This is a genomic window from Micromonospora sp. DT201 (assembly GCF_049841575.1).
GTDB lineage: Bacteria > Actinomycetota > Actinomycetes > Mycobacteriales > Micromonosporaceae > Micromonospora.
This window is the reverse complement of sequence record NZ_JBNCKP010000005.1, coordinates 347710-364343: the sequence shown is the minus strand read 5'-3', so window position 1 is coordinate 364343 and position 16634 is coordinate 347710. Positions and strand designations below refer to the sequence as shown.

The window sequence follows — 16634 nt, the reverse complement described above, 5'->3', positions numbered from 1 at the left end:
AAGGATCTCCGATCCCCGTCCTCAGGTCAGCACCCCCAACTCACACGGGGTGTCTCACACCATCCTGACCAAGAGGGGTGACCGTCGGTCACCTCCGTCAGGACGGATGCGGGTGTGAGCGGTATACCTCAGAGTCACGCTGTCTTACGCCCCGGTGTGCCCCAAATCCATCCCACTGCGCAGAGCCAGTCAACTTTGCCAGTCACTACGGACGCACGCATATAGGTACTGATCGTGCCATCGCCCGGCACGCCACTGGGCGCTACGGACCCGACCCTCCTGTGAGAACCCGGCTTTCTCCAGCGCTCGTTGCTCGGCGATGTTTTCGACGTCGGTAACCGCCTGCAAACGCTCGGCGTGGGTGTGGTTGAAAAGGTAATCGCGCAGCAACGCCTGGGCTTGTGTGCCAATGCCACGCCCACGAGCGTCCTTGCGTAGAAGGATGCCGATTTCCCAGCACCAACTTTGTCCCGCCGGTCCCCATGAGGCCTTGGACCACTCCACGCTGCCGACCGCTTCCCCGTCCTGGTCGACGATCAACCTGCCGCCCTCGGCGGAGAACAATCCGTTGGCGTCAAACTCCGCCTGCAACCGGGGTGAGGAGTAGCCGAACCAGACGGCGTCTCCAGCGTCGGGTCCGCTGAGGTGCTGCCGGGCGAAGAGGACGTCTGCGCTGGTGTAAGGGCGAATCGTAATCATGAGTTCTGCACATCCGACGTCAAGATCCACTGAAGCGCTCGATCCTAATGCCGCAACCACACCGCCTACCAACCCGAGCACCCGGCGGCCGCACGGATCTCAGCGGTCGACCACACCTCCGAGCGGGAACGGACGATCCTGCGCACCACCGTGGACTACTGGTGGGCAGCCTTCCACGACGCTGATCGGAACCGGTCCGGTCGGGGACGTTCTCGGCGCAGCCCAATCTTCGCCGCCTGCAGACCGACACCTGCGAGCGATGCGCGGCACCCGTCGTCCGCAGTCACTACGCGCCTCGCATCCAGCTCCAGACCTGAGGCTCGATGCTCGTCGGCCCACTAACTGATCCCACCGGTTCGACCGGGGCTGGTAGCGTGCGCCGAACATGAAGATCATGGGGGAACATCAATGAACCGAACTCGACTCGTCCTGACTGGCTTGGCCGTTGCGGCGGCGATCGCGATGTCCGGCTGCGATCCGCAGCCCGAATCTGAGGGCACCGCAACCTCGCCGTCCCCGGCGGCCTCGAGCGCGGCCCCGACCGGCGGTGCGGCCACCACTGCGACCAGCACCGCGGCCAACGACGCGGTCACAGTGAAGGCCTGCGCCGACATCAAGAAGGACATCAAGGACAACGCGGCTAAGGTCACCAAGGCCGAGAAGATCGGCCCGCCGGCCGGGCACTTCGCGGTCAGTGCCCAGTGGGCCGCCGGATCGGTCGCGATCCTGGCGCACTCGATGGGTGCCAACGAGGCAGTCTCCGCCGCCTCCGAGAAAATCCAGAACGAGATGATGGGCCTGAGCGACGCGTACAACGAGTCCGCCGACGCCAAGCCCAGCAAGAAGGCCCTGGAAGCCGCCATCAAGGAGCTGGACACCGTCTGCTCGGCCGCCTGACCGGTTCGACCACGCAATCGGCGGTGACCGTCACCCGGACGGTCACCGCCGATTCGCATGTCCGTGCGGCCTGCGGCACCTGGGTCGGCGGCCTCTGAGGGCGACTGCACTTCTGCGTGGGTTGGAGTGATGAGCGGACCGTCGAGTGGCAGGGGCGTCAGGTTCTGGCTGGGAAGCCCGGCGGCGCTGCACGGATCAAACAGCGCTACTTCCAGCCCAAGCAGGGTGACTAGGGCAGCGGCCCACGCTCTGCTTGGGAATCGCGTTGATCTACACGGGGCGTAGCGACATCCTGGGGAAACGCGGCGTGTCTGCCTCGCTGATCGGGCGTCCCGCGCTGGCCCATGCTGACCGCTGCATCGGGCACGCTACGGGCACGCTCATCTGACGTCGAGGAGGGTCGTCATGGCGTTGGTCAAGAAGGGCTCTCGGCTCATCACGGTTGACGGGGTCACCTACAGGTGGCGAGTGCGCGGCAAACCAACCTATGCCCAAGGGCTGTGTGAGCGACCGCTCGCTGTCGCTGTAGAACAGGTCGATTGCAAGGGCAGGGTGATGCTGGTCAGCATGCCTCAGGACCATCCAAGTAACTGGCTTGGCGGGTCGACGGTGCCCGTTCTCCCGTCGGCTGTCGCTGCGATTGTCCGCAAGGCATTGGCCGAGGGATGGCAAGCTACCCCGTCAGGCACGGCCTTCCTTATGACTGCGCCCTGGGCTGATAACACGACGCTTCGGTGACCGGGCCACGTTCGCGGTGGAGATCGGCGAGGTCGAGCCGCACCAACTCCGCGTCGTCGACCTGTGGGCGGCCGGCAAGAGGCTGACCACCGAGGACAACTACGCCTTCCTTCCGTTCTTCATCCGAGTTATGCGGTCGAGCGCGGCGCAGGTGCGCCGACGCGGAGCACTCCGCGGTGAAAAACAGGACGCCGCACCGACTCTGACCTGCGGCAACGTGGGGCCGCAGGCAGGGGTGGGTGCAGTTGAGCGCCGTTCGATGCTGTTGGACGCACTCCAAGGCCGTTCAGGACACCCCGCTGCTCCCAACCTGCTCCCCCTAAACCCGGCTCGCACCGGGCCGCCGACCGCCGACCGCTCGTGAGCTACCGGCCCAGTGCCTTCTTGCGGCGGATGCCGCCCTGCCATGCTCGGTCCCTCGCTTGGCCCGACGCCTTGATTCCGCGCCCTAGCGTGGCGGGATAGCAGCACCCCGCATGGCGCCGCCGTCGGAGATGAGCAGCCAACTGACGTTCCTGCTCGCGGTGGCGGCGGGAGTGACCATCGGCAACCTGTACTGGGCGCAGCCGCTGCTCAGCTTCATCGCAGGTGATCTACGCGGCCGAGAAACTCGCGGAGGAGCAGGCAGAGGTTCGAGATGGCCCGCTTGTGGTCGTCTTCGCTGACAAAGCGGTCTTCGGTGGCACCCTCACCGAAGGTCTCCGCTATCACCAGAGACCAGAAGGCAAGGTTGCTGCCACGGTGGCGGGCGGACATCCATGCCTGGAACGCCGCCAGCTCGCCCCGACCACGCGCAAGGTCAAAGCCCGTCAGTGCCGAAAACGCTCGTTCGTACCTTGGCCGCCCGACGTACATGCCTAGCCGGTGATCCACATGCCAAAGGAACTCATCCCAGCTCACCGAAGCATTGTCTCCGGCCAGGATCGCTTCGATGTGAGGGATCGATCGACCGTCGATGAGCTGCGCGAGTCGTAGGGCTCAACTGCACGAACCGTCCGCCAGTGTCCAGGGACGTCCAGCCGTACTCGCACCCCGTCGTCACCCATCTAGTCACCCAGGCCAATACAGCTCTAGGGACGGCCCGTCGGATCCGGCCTGAAGCCGCCGGGGTGTAACCCCGAGCAGCGGTGCGACTCACCGTACCAACTCCCTGTACAGGCCGCATCCAATCGAATCGACAGGATCCACGAGGGGTCTTCCGGCGTTGACTCGGAGCCAGGAAAGCGCAACGCTGTGGAAGCGCTCCCATCGTCGAGCTTCTATCGGAGAGGAATGCTCGTGCGTCCCACCACAGCTCTACTTCCGGTCGTGCTCGCCACGGCCCTCGGTGGTCTGGCCCTGCCGGAGCCCGCCCTGGCCGCGGCCGGCCCAGCGCTGGCCGTGGACACCACCGCCGCCCGGCACCAGATCAGCCCGTACATCTACGGCATGAACTTCGCCGATGAGGCCCTCGCCCGCGACCTGCGGCTGCCGGTGCACCGCTACGGCGGCAACGCCACCACCCGCTACAACTTCCGTGCCGACACCACCAACCGCGCGGCGGACTGGTATTTCGAGAACATCCCCAACGACAACCCGAATCCGGCCGACCTCCCGGAGGGCTCGGAGACCGACCGGTTCGTGCAGCAGAACAAGGCCACCGGCGCCGCCACGGTCATGACAATGCCGACGCTCGGCTGGATCGCCAAGGACCGGTCGCGGGCGTGTGGCTTCAGCGTCGCCAAGTACGGCCCGCAGCAGTCCACCGACACCTGGGCACCGGACTGTGGCAACGGCATAAAGCCGGACGGGTCACCGGTCACCGGCAACGATCCGGAGGACACCAGCGTCGCCGTCGGTCCGGAGTACGCCACCGACTTCGTCAACCACCTCAAGGGGCAGTTTGGCGCTGCCGCCGACGGCGGGGTCCAGTTCTACAACCTGGACAACGAGCCGGACCTGTGGCATTCCACCCACCGCGACGTCCGCCCGACCGGGCTGGGCTACGACGAGCTACGCGACCGCACCTACGAGTACGCTGCCGCGATCAAGGCTGCCGACCCCGGCGCGAAGACGCTCGGTCCCGTCGGCTGGGGTCTGAACTCGATCTTCTATTCGGGCCTGGACCAGGACACCTGCTCGCGTACCGGCTGCTGGTCGAACCCGCCGGACAAGGCCGCGCACGGCGGGCAGGACCTCGGCCCGTGGTACCTGGACCGGATGCGCGAGTACGAGCAGCAGCACCGCACACGCATCCTCGACTACTTCGACGTCCACCTCTACCCGCAGCAGTCCGGCGTTTTGGGCGAGGCGGCCGGCGACGCCAACACCCAGGCGCTGCGACTGCGCTCGACCCGCCAGCTCTGGGATCCGACCTACGTGGACGAGAGCTGGATCAACAGTCCGGTCCGGTTCATCCCGCGCCTGCGCGAGTTGGTCGACCAGCACTACCCGGGCACGAAGATCGCGATGACCGAGTACAACTGGGGCGGCCAGTCATCGCTCAACGGCGCGCTCGCCCAGGCTGACGTTCTCGGCATCTTCGGCCGCGAAGGGCTCGACCTGGCCACCCTCTGGACCGCACCCACGGCCGACCAGCCGGTGGCCAACGCCTTCCGCGTCTACCGCAACTACGACGGCAAGGGCGGCGCGTTCGGCGAAACCTCCGTCCAGGCGACCAGCGCCGACCAGGGCAAGCTGGCGGTGTACGCCGCCGAGCGGAGCGCCGACAAGGCGCTCACCCTGGTCGTAGTCAACAAGACCGGCGACGACCTGACCAGCCCGGTCGTCCTCACCGGCGCCTCCGCCAGCACCGCTCAGGTCTACCGTTACAGCGGGGCGAACCTCGCCGGCGTCGTCCGGGAGGCTGACCAGCCGGTGACCGCCGGCGGCTTCACGGCCACCTTCCCGGCCAACTCGATCACCCACCTGGTGCTGCCGCGCGGCACCACGCCCGGCGACACCCAGGCGCCGACCGCCCCGGGCAAGCCGACCGCCGGCACGATCACCGGCGACAGCGTCGCGCTGGCCTGGACGCCGTCTACCGACAACACCGCCGTCACCGGCTACGACGTGCACCGGGTCGACGCCGCTGGCACCGTGAAGGTGGGCAACGCCACCGGCACCACGTACACCGTGACCGGGCTGACGCCGGACACCCCGTACACCTTCGTGGTAACCGCTCGTGACGCGGCGGGCAACGTCTCGGCGGCCTCGCCCGGCCTGACCGTGCGGACCGCGCCCACCGCCCCGACCGTCGGCTGCACGGTCGGCTACACGGCGAACAGTTGGCCGGGCGGCTTCACCGCGACCGTGACGATCAAGAACACCGGCACCACCGCGATCGACGGCTGGAAGCTCGCCTTCGCCTTCCCCACCACCGGCCAGAAGGTCGGCCAGGGCTGGTCGGCCACCTGGAAACAGAGCGGAACGAGCGTCACCGCGGACAGCATGAGTTGGAACGGCAAACTCGCCCCCGGCGCGTCCACCAGCACTGGCTTCAACGGCACGTGGAGCGGCACCAATCCGGCGCCAACCGCCTTCAACCTCAACGGTCAACGCTGCGGGTGACCTGAGAGATCCCTACTCCCGCCCGCCTCGCCCTTGCTGGCCCCGACGTGAAAATGGGGCCAGCAAGGCGTCGGTCATGTCGCAGGTGAGGGCATGCGCCGGGGTCAGCCCTTGATTCGGTACGCGCGGATGATGGTCTGGCGCACTGTATTGCCGCTCTGGTCAACCGCGTACGCGCGTAGGGCGGCGTAACCAGCGCCGGCCGGATGGTGCACGTCGGCGAGCCAGCCAGCACCGGATTTTTGGACCGATGCGAGTTGCCAGGTCTGGCCGTCGTCGAACGACACCTCGACGGTCAGCGACCGTACCTGTGCTGGCGTCGCACCGGCCTGCCGCTGCACGGTGACCGGGATGCGAAGGCCTCTGCCGGCCGGCGCCGCATTGTCGCCGTCGAGCGCGGGTGCGAAGCGCACCGCCATGACCGGCAGTCGGGCCAGCTTTTCCGACTTTTCGGAGCGGAACGTCCACTCGGCCTGCACGCGGGTGGAGAGTTCAGCGTCTCGGGTAGCGGTGACGCTGTATCGATAATTTGCCGCCGCCGCAGGCACCTCGTAGTCGTAATCGTCGATCAATGGCACGGGCTGCCCGTCGCGGAGCAGTCGTTGGGTGTAGGAGGTGGTGCCGGCGACGCCGGCGTGCCGGATATCCCGGTCGGAGAAGAGCGGAACGGCGGCGAAGATCCGATTTTCCTGTCGGGTGACCCAGTAGCCGTCGGAAAAGACCGTAATGGAGGACGGGGGTGTCGGGAAGCCGGGGCCCAGCGGGCCCGCCTGCCACGATTCGGTCTGCCGACCGGCCGGATAGGCGGTGGGTGCCGACATCTGTTGGACCTCCCCCATCCTGACGTCGGCCGACCATCGGGTGTCGTCCGCTCGGGAGTAGTACTCGGTGCGCGTGGCCGGCAATGGAACAGTGCCGCCGAAGGACAGTGATTCGGTGTAGTCCGGACGCGACGCGAAGACCGTCTTCTCACCGATCGTGCCGGACTCGCTTGCGGGATATGTCGCTTCCACCTGCGCCAGGTCCGCGGTCCGCACCTCTTGGCGGATCCCGGACGGTACCTGTCCGGACGGGAACCAGGCCAGGTGGTAGCGGTGCGACCCGGACCCGAACTGCCCGTCGGGACCTGGCTCGGTGAAGACCGTCTGCATGCGTCCCCGCATCTCGTTCCCGGCGAGCGCGGGACCGAACTGTGCGGCGAATAGCGGTGTCATGCCGCCGAACGAGAACACTGACGCAGCGCTCAGACTGCCGTCCGGTAGGTGCCGGTAGTACCCGACAACCGATCCGGTTGGCGTTGCCGCTGGCCGGGGCACGGTCACCGTGCTGGACCTGGCGAGCCGGGCGTCCAGCACGATTGTGGTGTCCGCCGTCAGTTCGAGCTGCGGCTGGGTGAGCAGGGACGCGAGGCGATCATCGCCGTGCTCCTCGGAGATAACGCTGGTGAGGTGGTAGTTGCCGGCCCTCAGCCGGATGCTGACTGTCCCGTCCGGCTCGTAGGGCGCGACGGTGCCGGGAGCGGAGAGACCATCCAGAAAGGTGTTGTAGCTGTCGGTCAAGCTGCCCGTACGGTCCAGGTGCGTGAGCTTCAGGTCATAGCTCTCCGGTTCCCGGTCGATGGTCACCGGGACCCGCACCACGCCAGCGGGGCCGCTGGCCTCCACCCGCCCCTCGTACACCCCTTCCGAGCCCGAGATGGCGGTTCTGGCGGTGATGGTCGCCGACGCCGAACCACCGGCCGCGACCGTGAGCTGCGCTGGTTCGATGCGGAACATGCCTTCCGGCGCGTGGGCGCCGTCAGGCCCGGTCACGGAGACCGTCAGCGACAGCGTTGCCGCCGTGGCGCCGTCATTGCGGAAGGCGACGGTACGGCTGGCTGCCAGGTCGTCCTGGTGTGGCCACTTCGCGATGCCGAGATCCACCGCTGGTGGGTCGGCCCGCAATGTCGAGCCCGACGCCGCCGCCACATCGACGCGTCCCGCACCCTGCTCGGTCAGCCGGGACGTCGCATCGGGCTTGGCCGTGCCCATCAGAGTCGCCTTCAGATCCGCCGCCCGAAAGGTCGGGTGCTGTTGGGCGAGCAACGCGGCGGAACCGGCGACATGTGGCGTCGCCATCGAGGTTCCCGACATTCGGGTGTACGACTCGTCAACCGGGTCGTCCGCCTCAGAATTGCGCGCCCGGGCGGCGACGATGTCCACGCCCGGTGCGGTGATCTCCGGCTTGATCGCACCACCGGCCAGCCGCGGGCCACGGCTGGAGCTTTCGGCGAGTTTGTCGGCACCATCCACCGCGCCCACGGCCAACGCGGAGTCGGCGCTGGCCGGAGAACTGACGCTTCGGGCTTGGGGCCCGCTGTTGCCGGCGGCCACGACGAAGAGCGTGCCAGTACGCGCGGTCAGCGTCTCCACCGCCTCCTTCAGCGGGTCCAACTCGGTGGTGTCGGCGCCGCCGAGGCTGAGGTTCACTACCACCGCACCATTGGCGGCGGCCCATTCCATTCCGGCGAGAATCGCGGAGTCGGGGCACCCACCATCGGTGCAGACCTTGCCGACCAGCAACGTCGCGTCAGGCGCCACGCCCCGGTACCGGCCGCCGGAGGCGGCACCCGAACCGGCGATGATCGAAGCGACATGGGTGCCGTGGCCCACATGATCATCGGCGTCCGGGTCGTCGGTGAAGTTGCGTACCTGCGCCAGTCGGCCGGTGAAGTCCGGGTGCGTGGCGTCGATGCCCGTGTCGAGCACCGCGACGGTGACGCCCCGGCCGGTTCGGCCCGCCTGCCACACCGCTGGTGCACCGATCTGCTGGACACTGCGGTCCAAGCTGATCTGACGCTGCCCGTCCAACCACACCCGTTCCACGGCAGCGCTCGCGGTTTTGCCGGCAACCTGCGCGTCAAGCGACCTCCAGAATTCCCCGGCCCGCTTCTTGGGGACCCGGACCGCCTGAGCCCTGATCCCCGGCAGGTCACGTGCCACCGCGTAGCCGGAAGCGAGCTGCCTTGCCGCGGTCTGGTCCGTCGCGCGTACCAGCAGCGGCAGGTCCGCCTGCGCGGCGTCGTCGTACCTCGATGCCAGCAACTCGGTGATGTCGAACAGCCGGCGGTCAACGCGACGCGCACCGATCATGGACAGCGCATCGGCCGGAATGACGTAATCGTGGCCACCAACCCGGTGCTGTGCGAAAACCATCCGCTCACGGCCGGGACCAGGCTGTACCTCGTATGTGCCGGACCGAACTCGAACCCGGTCGCCCGACACCAGAGTCACCGTACGCAGCGGATCCGCCGCGTCGACTCTGGTGCTCCCGGGGACCGCCGTACCGTTGGACTCGGCGGCCCCCGCCTGCCCCACACCCGCGACGGCCAGCGCCGCACTGAGCGCCGCCGCCCATATTCCTCGCACTCGTTTCCCCATCGTCACCCAGCGCCCTCCGTGAGGTATCCGTCCGCTGGTAAGTCGAGGACGGACGAACGACACGCTGCCTGGATTGATCCGACGTGAACTTGATCACGTGGAGGAGGCGATGCGCGACCTCGCCCCCGTCGGCTAGAGGTATGCGTCGGCGCCGGGGTAGCCCTTGGCCGCGGGTGGCCGCCCGGGGCGTAACAAGATCAGGTGCATCATCGATGCCGACGTGCCCACCGCTGGCGTCATCTTCCGCGACCCGGACACCGTCCAGATGCTCAGCAATGTGGACGGCACCAGGCACATCGCGCGCGCCTGGTCGAACTGGAGTAACCGCTGGCCCGGCGGCCGGACGCGAAAAACCGGCATTCCGGAAAAACCACCGCATTGAGTGCGTAACGTGCCGGACATGGTCTCTCGCACATGGCGTAACCTGTTGCTCACAGCGCTCGGGATGGGCATGCTCGCCGGTGCCGGTCAACTCGGCATCGCGTTCAGCTTCGGCATCGTCCAGCTCACCGGCGCCTCCACCGGCGCCGCCGTCAACCAGTGGTCTGCCCAGCTCGTCTGGGTGGGCTGGTTCGCGGCACACGCCGCCGTAGCCGGCACCGTCGTCGCCGCACGCCTGGCCCGCCGGTACGAGGTGCTGGGGAGCACGGGCAGATTGGTGGCCATCGCCGCCGCCGCCGCGCTGGGCGCCACCGTCGTGGCGCCGCTCTGCGTCCGGCCGGCCCAGGCCGCCGAGCGCTTCTCTGTGGACCCGATCTGGGCCGTCGGCATCTCCGCGACCCTCGGCGCGCTGGTTGGCGCGGGTGCCGCGATCGCCGTACTGGTGAAGCCGCCGCTGGGTTGGAACATGGCGGCAGTCGGCGGCGCGGTTTGGCTGCTGGCGCTCGTCTCGGTCATCCCGTCGCTCGCAACCGCCGGGCCGTTGCCCGCCGTACGGCTCGGTGTGCTGGAGCCGGCCGGGCTCAACGCCGACGCGGCGCACCGGCTGGCGATCCTCATTCTGCCGGCGGTGGCCCTGCTCATCGGCGCGGCGACCGGCGGGCTGGCCCGCTGGCGCGGGCATCCTCCGCTGGTCAACGGCATGACCGGCGCGGCCGGCGCGGCGCTGGTCGCGTTCACCTATCTGACCGCCGGTCCCGGCGACGCCGTCGACCGATACCAGATCACGCCGTACTACGGGGCGCTGCTTGCCGTCGCCGCCGGTGTGCTCGGTTCGGCCGCCGCCGCGTTGTTCCGCTGGCCGCTCCTGCCGCGCACCGCCGAAGCGCGGGTCGCCGAGCCGACCGACATCCTCCGTCCGCTGTCCGCCAGCCCCGCCGTGCGGCAGGCCATGAGGCCGGCCGTTGATGGCACGACCGGCGAACCAGAGCCCACCGACCTCGCCACACCGGCCGACCTCGACGACACCCCGGAGACATCGGAACCGGCCCCCGCAACGGCGGCCCACCTTCCCGCGGGACCCGGCGGGGGCGGCTCCGGGACAGCGGAGGCAGAGGCCCACAACACCGGACCCGAAGGGATGCCGCCCGACGGGGCCCTCGTCGCCCCGGGGACCCTCCGGATGCACCAGCCGCCGAAGACCGACCGGACGCGGGTTCAGGCGACCTGGCCAGTCGTTCCGGCGCGGCGGGTGCCGCCCTCAGCCGAGCCCGCTCCGGGCGCCGAGGCGACCCAGTCAGACGGCACGCAAGAGAGGCCCGAACCGGCGCTCCCACCTCGGCACCGGCCGCCCCTGCCCAACCTGGACCGGGCCGCGAACTGGGACGCCCTCGCGACCGCCCAGCGCGCCGGGCCCCCGCCCACGACCGGTGCCGCGCAGACCCGCCCCGCCGGGACCGACCCGGTCCCCGCGCCGGCCGACCCGGCATCCGTCGTCGAGGCGGGACGGGCCGGCGGGCGGCTGGGCCTGTTCCGGCGCAACAAGTCCCGGGCCGACGGGGACGGCACGGGCACCCCGGCGGACCGCGAGCCGCTGCCGAGACAGGACGCCGAGTTCGTCGACTGGGTGACCCGGCTGGGCAATCCGGTGGCGGACGACGAGCCGGATCAGGAGAGCGGGCACCGGTCACTCCGCTCCACCGCCAGCCACCACAGCGACCGTTAGGAGTTCTTAGAGCGCGGTGCGGTGCACGGCATCGATGTCGAGGTCGTGGTAAAGGACCCGGATGCGAAGGGGTTCGCCCCGAACGTGCGCTGGCCGGTGGAGCGCACGTTCGGGTGGTTGATGCTTAACCGGCGTCTGGCCCGGGACTACGAGGCCTCGGCCGAGCACTCCGAGTCGTTGATCCACCGGGCGATGATCGGCGTGCTGAGCCGCAGGCTGACCGGTGAGGCCACGCCGTCCTGGCGGAACTAGATTCTGTCTCGCGGATCTTGGGTCCGCTTCGTTGAGCGGGCATGACTCCCGAGATCTCAGCGACGCCGAGTTGGCTGTGCCGGAGCTGTTGCTGCCCGGCGCAACCTGCTGGACCGGCGCCTGCGGGTGGTTGCACCGGCTCGGCGAGGCCAGCTGGCCCGCCCATCACGGCTCCTCGCCCACGACGTCCTCGCCCGACACCGCGTCGACGAGGTACACCTGCTCGCCGGCCCGCGGGTCGCGGGCGTGCAGCACGTGGAAGAGCGGGGAGGTCGGGCCGCCGAAATCCACCACGGTGGCCCCGGCGCCCAGTACCGCGCGCTCCCACCGTGGCGGCGCAGTGAAGTCGATGCGGGTGACCACGCCGGGCGTCACCCACACCGGTATGCCCCGCAGCAGGCCAGACAGCTGCAAATGGAAGTGACCGCACAGGATCGCCTGGACGTCGGTGCCCTGTACCGCATCGGCCAGATCGCCGGCGTTACGCAGGCCCACGGAGTCCATGATCGGGGAGGTGGGCACGGCGATCGGCGGGTGGTGCAGCACGAGCACCGTGCCCGCCGCAGCGGGTTCGGCCAGCACCTCACGCAGCCAGGCCAGCTGGGCCGCGTCGAGATGCCCGTGCACCTGGCCGGGCACGAGACTGTCCAGTGTGATCACACGCAGCCCAGCAACGCTGCTGACGGCGGCACGTTCGCCGGACGCGCCCGCCACGGTCGCGCTGGACCGCCGACCGCCGACTGATCGAGAGTTGCCGGCCCAGTGCCTTGATTGGCATCAGCGCTGGCTCCCGCAGCCGCATCGGTCACGGGGAGCACGCCCACGATCGCCGCGCCTTGTCAGCGGCATGAGCGGATGCCCCGGGCGGCACGGCTGGAACAATGCGGCTCCACGAACGTATCGTCTGAGTCGGTGGGCGGCCCGCCGCTGAAAAGAGCAAAATTGCTTGGTAGAGGGCGTTCTCGACGTGGTGCAGGACGAGGACGGCCTGTGCGATCGCGGTCGCTAGTCGGGGGGGCGGCACCACAGCATGGCGAGGCTCCCGGTTGGGGCTTCTAATCTTGGTCGGCTGCTGTCGCACCGGGAGTCTCGCCCTATGTCGATATTGGGTTCCGACACCTGTCGCGACCTGGACCGTCACGATGAACAGCTCACTGATGTACGGCGAAAGCTCCGCGGTTCTCGGCGAGCCAAGCGCTGAACGGGCGCGCGGGCACACCCGTCAGACGCAGAACGTCGTCACTCGGTGCCACGTGCCCCGCTCCCTCGAAGACCTCGAGGAACGACCTGCGTACGGCCTCCGGCATCTCGTCCAGGAAGCCGATTCCGGCCTCCTCCTCGCCGAGTTCCTGGACGACGTACGAGCGGCCGAAAACCTTGTTCACCTCGGCGACCTGCTCACGCAGCGATCCAGCCTCCGGGCCGGTGATCGAGTACGCCCCGAGCGTCGGCTCGGCGGCGCTCAGCAGCGCCACCGCTGACGCCGCGATGTCGGCGGGATCGACGAATGGCGACCGCATGTCCGGGTACGGCAGGCGTACGACGTCGTCGCGTGCCGCCGCCACCCACGGCACGATGTTGTAGTCGAAGCCTCCCGCCCGCAGGAAGGCGGACGGTACCCCTGCCTTCGTCAGGGCCTGTTCCCCCGCCCGGTGGTGTGCGGCGACGAAGTTGGCCGCTCCCGATCGCAGCGGCGTGTCCACGGTGAACGAGGACAGCATGACCACCAACTGCAGGCCGGCCTCGGCCGCGGCCTCCGCGAAGACCGCCCCGCTGTCGTCGGCCAGGATCAGAAAGGCCCGGTCGACACCTTCCAACGCGCGGCTCACGTCGTCGCGGTCGATCAAGTTGCCGGCGACCGCGGTGACACCAGCGGGCATAGCGGCCGACGGGTCGCGGACGAGGGCGACGACCTCGTGGCCCTGGAGCTTACGGACGATGTGACCGCCCACGGTACCGGTCGCGCCGGTGACAAGGATCTTCATGGGCTTAAGCCTGAGCCCGCCCGGTCATCGGCGGAAGAGACTCCGTGAGACAGGTATCGCCGATCCCTGTCTAGCCCGGCGGCCATCGGGCAGGCTGGTCAAATGGACCAGAAGGAGCTGGCCGGTTTCCTCCGGACGCGCCGCGAGCAACTTCAACCCACCGACGTCGGCCTGCAATTGGGCGCCCGCCGGCGCACACCAGGGTTACGCCGCCACGAGGTCGCCGACCTCGCCGGCATGTCCCCGGACTACTACATCCGCCTCGAACAAGCACGCGGGCCCCAGCCCTCGCCGCAGATGCTCACCGCCCTGTCCCGTGCGCTGCGCCTCACCACAGACGAGCGCGACCACCTGTACCGCCTGGCCGGGCACCACGCACCGCCGAACCTCGGCGTCGACGAACACGTCAGCCCCGGCCTGCTGCGCCTGCTGGACGCCCTCACCGCCATACCGGCCCAGATAGGCTCCGACCTCGGGATCACGCTCGCCCAGAACCGCCTGGCAGTCGCCCTGGTCGGCGATCAGGTCTCGGCGTTCACAGGCATAGCACGCAGCCACATCTACCGCTTCTTCACCGACCCCACCGCCCGCGCCCAATACCCCGCCGAGGATCAGGAAGAGCAGGCCCGCATCTTGGTCGCCGACCTACGGGCCGCCATCGCCCTGCGCCCGGGCGACCCCGAAGCCGCCAAAATAATCCGCGCCCTGCAAACCACCAGCGACGAGTTCACCACGCTCTGGCAGCGACACGACGTCGCCGTACGCCGCTCGGACCGCAAACGCATCGTCCACCCCTCGGTTGGCATCATCGAACTGGACTGCGAGGTGCTCGGCACCCCCCGCCAGGACCAGCGGCTGGTCATCCTCACCCCGAGGCCCGGCTCGGAGGCCGTCAGTCAGCTCCAACTGCTCAGCGTCATAGGCACCCAGGACCTGGCTCCGACGGCCCGCCACCACAGGCACGGTCAAGCCGACTCGTAACGAGGGCCAGCGCGCAGTCGAAGCTGAACAGTCCGCGGTATTGCCCTGCTCTCGTAATCGTGGACTCTTGCTGGTGACGAAGCGTGCAGCGCCGTTCAAGCGGCGACGCTCCCGACCGAAAATTTCATCCCCGGCTAAGGATGCGCTGGCCACTGCGTCGCGAGTGGGATCGGTGTCTCAGTCAATGGGACCAGCTACCGGTCCGGCGCAGCAGGACTGCGCGACCGGACATCGATGTACAGCAGACCTGCCACTGTGACGACCCGCGACCCGCGACCGGGGGCCACGAGCAATGCTGGGAGCAGCGCGCCCTGACCACTGCGCTGTTCTCTGGGAGGTCACGCCGACCCGCTCGCCCCCATCACCGCAGGTCATAGGGTTCGGTGCGGTTAGGCGCTGTTCATGCGGTTCAGTGCATCCGTCTGCTCCCCACCCTGCTCCCCTAATATCGGCACGACACCGCCAGCAGCCGTCAACGAGCAGGATCAACTTGATCAGCGCCTGAGGCCCTTGGGCCGGGCCGGCCTCGTGCTTCGAGGTGCCATCGCGACGCCGCGCAGGCTGAGGTGAGCGCGTGGCCTCGTCTCGGGCGGCGTCCTGGGTCGGCAGCGCAGCTTGGAGGACCTCTCCTTGACCTCACCGGCCACGCCCCTATCGGTGGATGCGCGGGACGCGAACCGTTTGTCCGGCACGGCAATGGGTACCCGCCGGTCCAGCCGACAGGACGATTGGCAGAGGTAGGGCGTGACCATGGCTGGAGACGAGCAGTACGAGCGGGGTCTTGAGGCGCTGCAACAGGCCGACGGCGGCGCCGCGCAGAAACTCCTGGAAGCCCTCGCCGACGTCTCACCCGAGCTCAGCCGTCGCTCCGTCGCCTGGTCCTACGGGGATCTCTACCTCCGGCCCCAGCTCGCGCGCCGGGACCGGGAGCTGCTCACCCTCGGCATTCTGACCGGCCTCGGTGATGCCGGGGCCCAGCTAGAAGTACACGTCAACGGGGCACTCAACGCGGGCCTGACGCCGTCGGAGATAGTCGAGGCGCTGCTGCAGGCGGTGGTCTACTGCGGCGTGCCGCGGGCCGTCAACGCCACGCTCGTCGCCAAGAAGGTCTTCGCAGAGCGCAACCTGCTCCCTGTCCCGGCAAGCCCCACCCCGGCCGACTGACCTCGCCGTCGTCGCTCACGCGTTGCCGACACAGCTGATAGCGCCGAGCATCGCGGGGCCCGGACGGCAGCGGTATCAGGCAATTGGACATCAGCCGGCTCTACCGCCTCTGCCGGGCCAGCGCTGACGCCTTCGGAGCCGCCGAAGAGGTCACCGTTCAGGAAGCCCTGCTCATAGGTTCGCCAGTGGGATCTGAGTCTCAGCTCGCGGGATCCGCACCGACGCCACCGCGACGACAGCCACAGCCGCGCATCGATACGGGCTGGCCCCGTGATTTGGCTCCGACAGGCCCAAGTTCAACAGCCGGCACCAGCCAGTCGGGAGGCTGGAGACTTGACCTCTTCGGTATCCACTGGGAGGTCACACCGCACCGCTTGAGCGCATCACCGCAGGTCAGAGCCCTCGTCTATGGACGGCGTCGGTGAGCACTTCGGACGCGGTGACCACTTCGCCATCCTGCACCCAATCTGCTCCCACTTGCAAGGCCAGGCCAACCAACGACTCCTTACCTCCTTGACCTGCGCATACTGCCCTGTCAGGCGACATAGAGCACTGACGATCGCGGTCTAGAACCGCAGAGCACTCCGCGGGAAACAGGACGCCGCACCCGCCCTGAACTGGGTAAACGTGGAACCGCAGGTAGGGGTGGGTGCAGTTGAGCACCGTTGGACGTCGTTGGGCGCAGTTCAAGGCCGTTCAGGGCAACCTGTTGCTCCCAACCTGCTCCCCCGATCCACGGTTCGCGCCGGCCGGTCGAAGCCGCGATGGTCTCGGCCTGCGGGACCCTGATGGTGCTCTGCACAGGCGAATGGCCTTTGCTGCGTATCGGCCGGACAGCGGTCTCGG

At 68.6% G+C, this 16634-nt stretch carries 13 protein-coding genes and 1 pseudogene; 8 read left to right on the top strand and 6 right to left on the bottom strand.

What is annotated here, in order from left to right:
- Nucleotides 1-189 precede the first annotated feature (189 nt).
- Nucleotides 190-729: a GNAT family N-acetyltransferase gene (locus ACLQ28_RS13420; protein ID WP_425686544.1), complete on the bottom strand. Its 540-nt coding sequence runs from the start codon at nucleotides 727-729 to the stop codon at nucleotides 190-192.
- 378 nt (nucleotides 730-1107) lie between these two features.
- Between ACLQ28_RS13420 and ACLQ28_RS13415 the strand changes: the two genes are divergently transcribed.
- Nucleotides 1108-1596: a hypothetical protein gene (locus ACLQ28_RS13415; protein WP_425686543.1), complete on the top strand. Its 489-nt coding sequence runs from the start codon at nucleotides 1108-1110 to the stop codon at nucleotides 1594-1596.
- A 718-nt stretch (nucleotides 1597-2314) separates the two neighbouring features.
- Nucleotides 2315-2497 (top strand): annotated as a pseudogene (locus ACLQ28_RS13410) (hypothetical protein); the annotation flags it as partial.
- Nucleotides 2498-2782: 285 nt separating this feature from the next.
- Here ACLQ28_RS13410 and ACLQ28_RS13405 read toward each other — a convergent pair.
- Both ACLQ28_RS13405 and ACLQ28_RS13400 read right to left on the bottom strand, forming a co-directional pair.
- Nucleotides 2783-2917: a hypothetical protein gene (locus ACLQ28_RS13405; RefSeq protein WP_425686542.1), complete on the bottom strand. Its 135-nt coding sequence runs from the start codon at nucleotides 2915-2917 to the stop codon at nucleotides 2783-2785.
- Complete coding sequence (locus tag ACLQ28_RS13400) at nucleotides 2914-3234, bottom strand: hypothetical protein (RefSeq protein WP_425686541.1); 321 nt, start codon at nucleotides 3232-3234, stop codon at nucleotides 2914-2916. Before ACLQ28_RS13400 ends, ACLQ28_RS13405 begins: the two co-directional genes overlap by 4 nt.
- Before the next feature lie 378 nt (nucleotides 3235-3612).
- On the opposite strand from ACLQ28_RS13400, the gene ACLQ28_RS13395 reads away from it, so the two are divergent.
- Nucleotides 3613-5883, top strand: a complete 2271-nt coding sequence (locus tag ACLQ28_RS13395; protein WP_425686540.1) for a glycoside hydrolase family 44 protein — start codon at nucleotides 3613-3615, stop codon at nucleotides 5881-5883.
- 104 nt (nucleotides 5884-5987) lie between these two features.
- Here the strand turns inward: ACLQ28_RS13395 and ACLQ28_RS13390 are convergent, their stop codons facing one another.
- Nucleotides 5988-9302 carry a S8 family serine peptidase gene (locus ACLQ28_RS13390; RefSeq protein ID WP_425686572.1) on the bottom strand — a complete coding sequence of 1105 codons (3315 nt, stop codon included), beginning with the start codon at nucleotides 9300-9302 and terminating at the stop codon, nucleotides 5988-5990.
- Nucleotides 9303-9522: 220 nt separating this feature from the next.
- Between ACLQ28_RS13390 and ACLQ28_RS13385 the strand changes: the two genes are divergently transcribed.
- From ACLQ28_RS13385 to ACLQ28_RS13375, 3 genes are read left to right on the top strand one after another with little or no spacing between them, the layout of a single operon-like run.
- Nucleotides 9523-9684 carry a hypothetical protein gene (locus tag ACLQ28_RS13385; RefSeq protein ID WP_425686539.1) on the top strand — a complete coding sequence of 54 codons (162 nt, stop codon included), beginning with the start codon at nucleotides 9523-9525 and terminating at the stop codon, nucleotides 9682-9684.
- A gap of 18 nt (nucleotides 9685-9702) precedes the next feature.
- Nucleotides 9703-11406 carry a hypothetical protein gene (locus ACLQ28_RS13380; RefSeq protein ID WP_425686538.1) on the top strand — a complete coding sequence of 568 codons (1704 nt, stop codon included), beginning with the start codon at nucleotides 9703-9705 and terminating at the stop codon, nucleotides 11404-11406.
- A gap of 21 nt (nucleotides 11407-11427) precedes the next feature.
- Entirely contained in the window at nucleotides 11428-11658 is a 231-nt protein-coding gene (locus ACLQ28_RS13375; protein ID WP_425686537.1) for a hypothetical protein, read from the top strand.
- 165 nt (nucleotides 11659-11823) lie between these two features.
- Here the strand turns inward: ACLQ28_RS13375 and ACLQ28_RS13370 are convergent, their stop codons facing one another.
- Together ACLQ28_RS13370 and ACLQ28_RS13365 are read right to left on the bottom strand one after the other, a co-directional pair.
- Entirely contained in the window at nucleotides 11824-12372 is a 549-nt protein-coding gene (locus ACLQ28_RS13370) for a hypothetical protein (RefSeq protein WP_425686536.1), read from the bottom strand.
- A 437-nt stretch (nucleotides 12373-12809) separates the two neighbouring features.
- Nucleotides 12810-13643, bottom strand: a complete 834-nt coding sequence (locus ACLQ28_RS13365) for an SDR family oxidoreductase (RefSeq protein ID WP_425686535.1) — start codon at nucleotides 13641-13643, stop codon at nucleotides 12810-12812.
- A 102-nt stretch (nucleotides 13644-13745) separates the two neighbouring features.
- On the opposite strand from ACLQ28_RS13365, the gene ACLQ28_RS13360 reads away from it, so the two are divergent.
- Both ACLQ28_RS13360 and ACLQ28_RS13355 read left to right on the top strand, forming a co-directional pair.
- A complete protein-coding gene (locus tag ACLQ28_RS13360; RefSeq protein WP_110566289.1) occupies nucleotides 13746-14624 on the top strand; it encodes a helix-turn-helix transcriptional regulator in 879 nt (292 codons plus the stop codon).
- Nucleotides 14625-15374: 750 nt separating this feature from the next.
- A complete protein-coding gene (locus ACLQ28_RS13355; protein WP_425686571.1) occupies nucleotides 15375-15788 on the top strand; it encodes a carboxymuconolactone decarboxylase family protein in 414 nt (137 codons plus the stop codon).
- Nucleotides 15789-16634 lie beyond the last annotated feature (846 nt).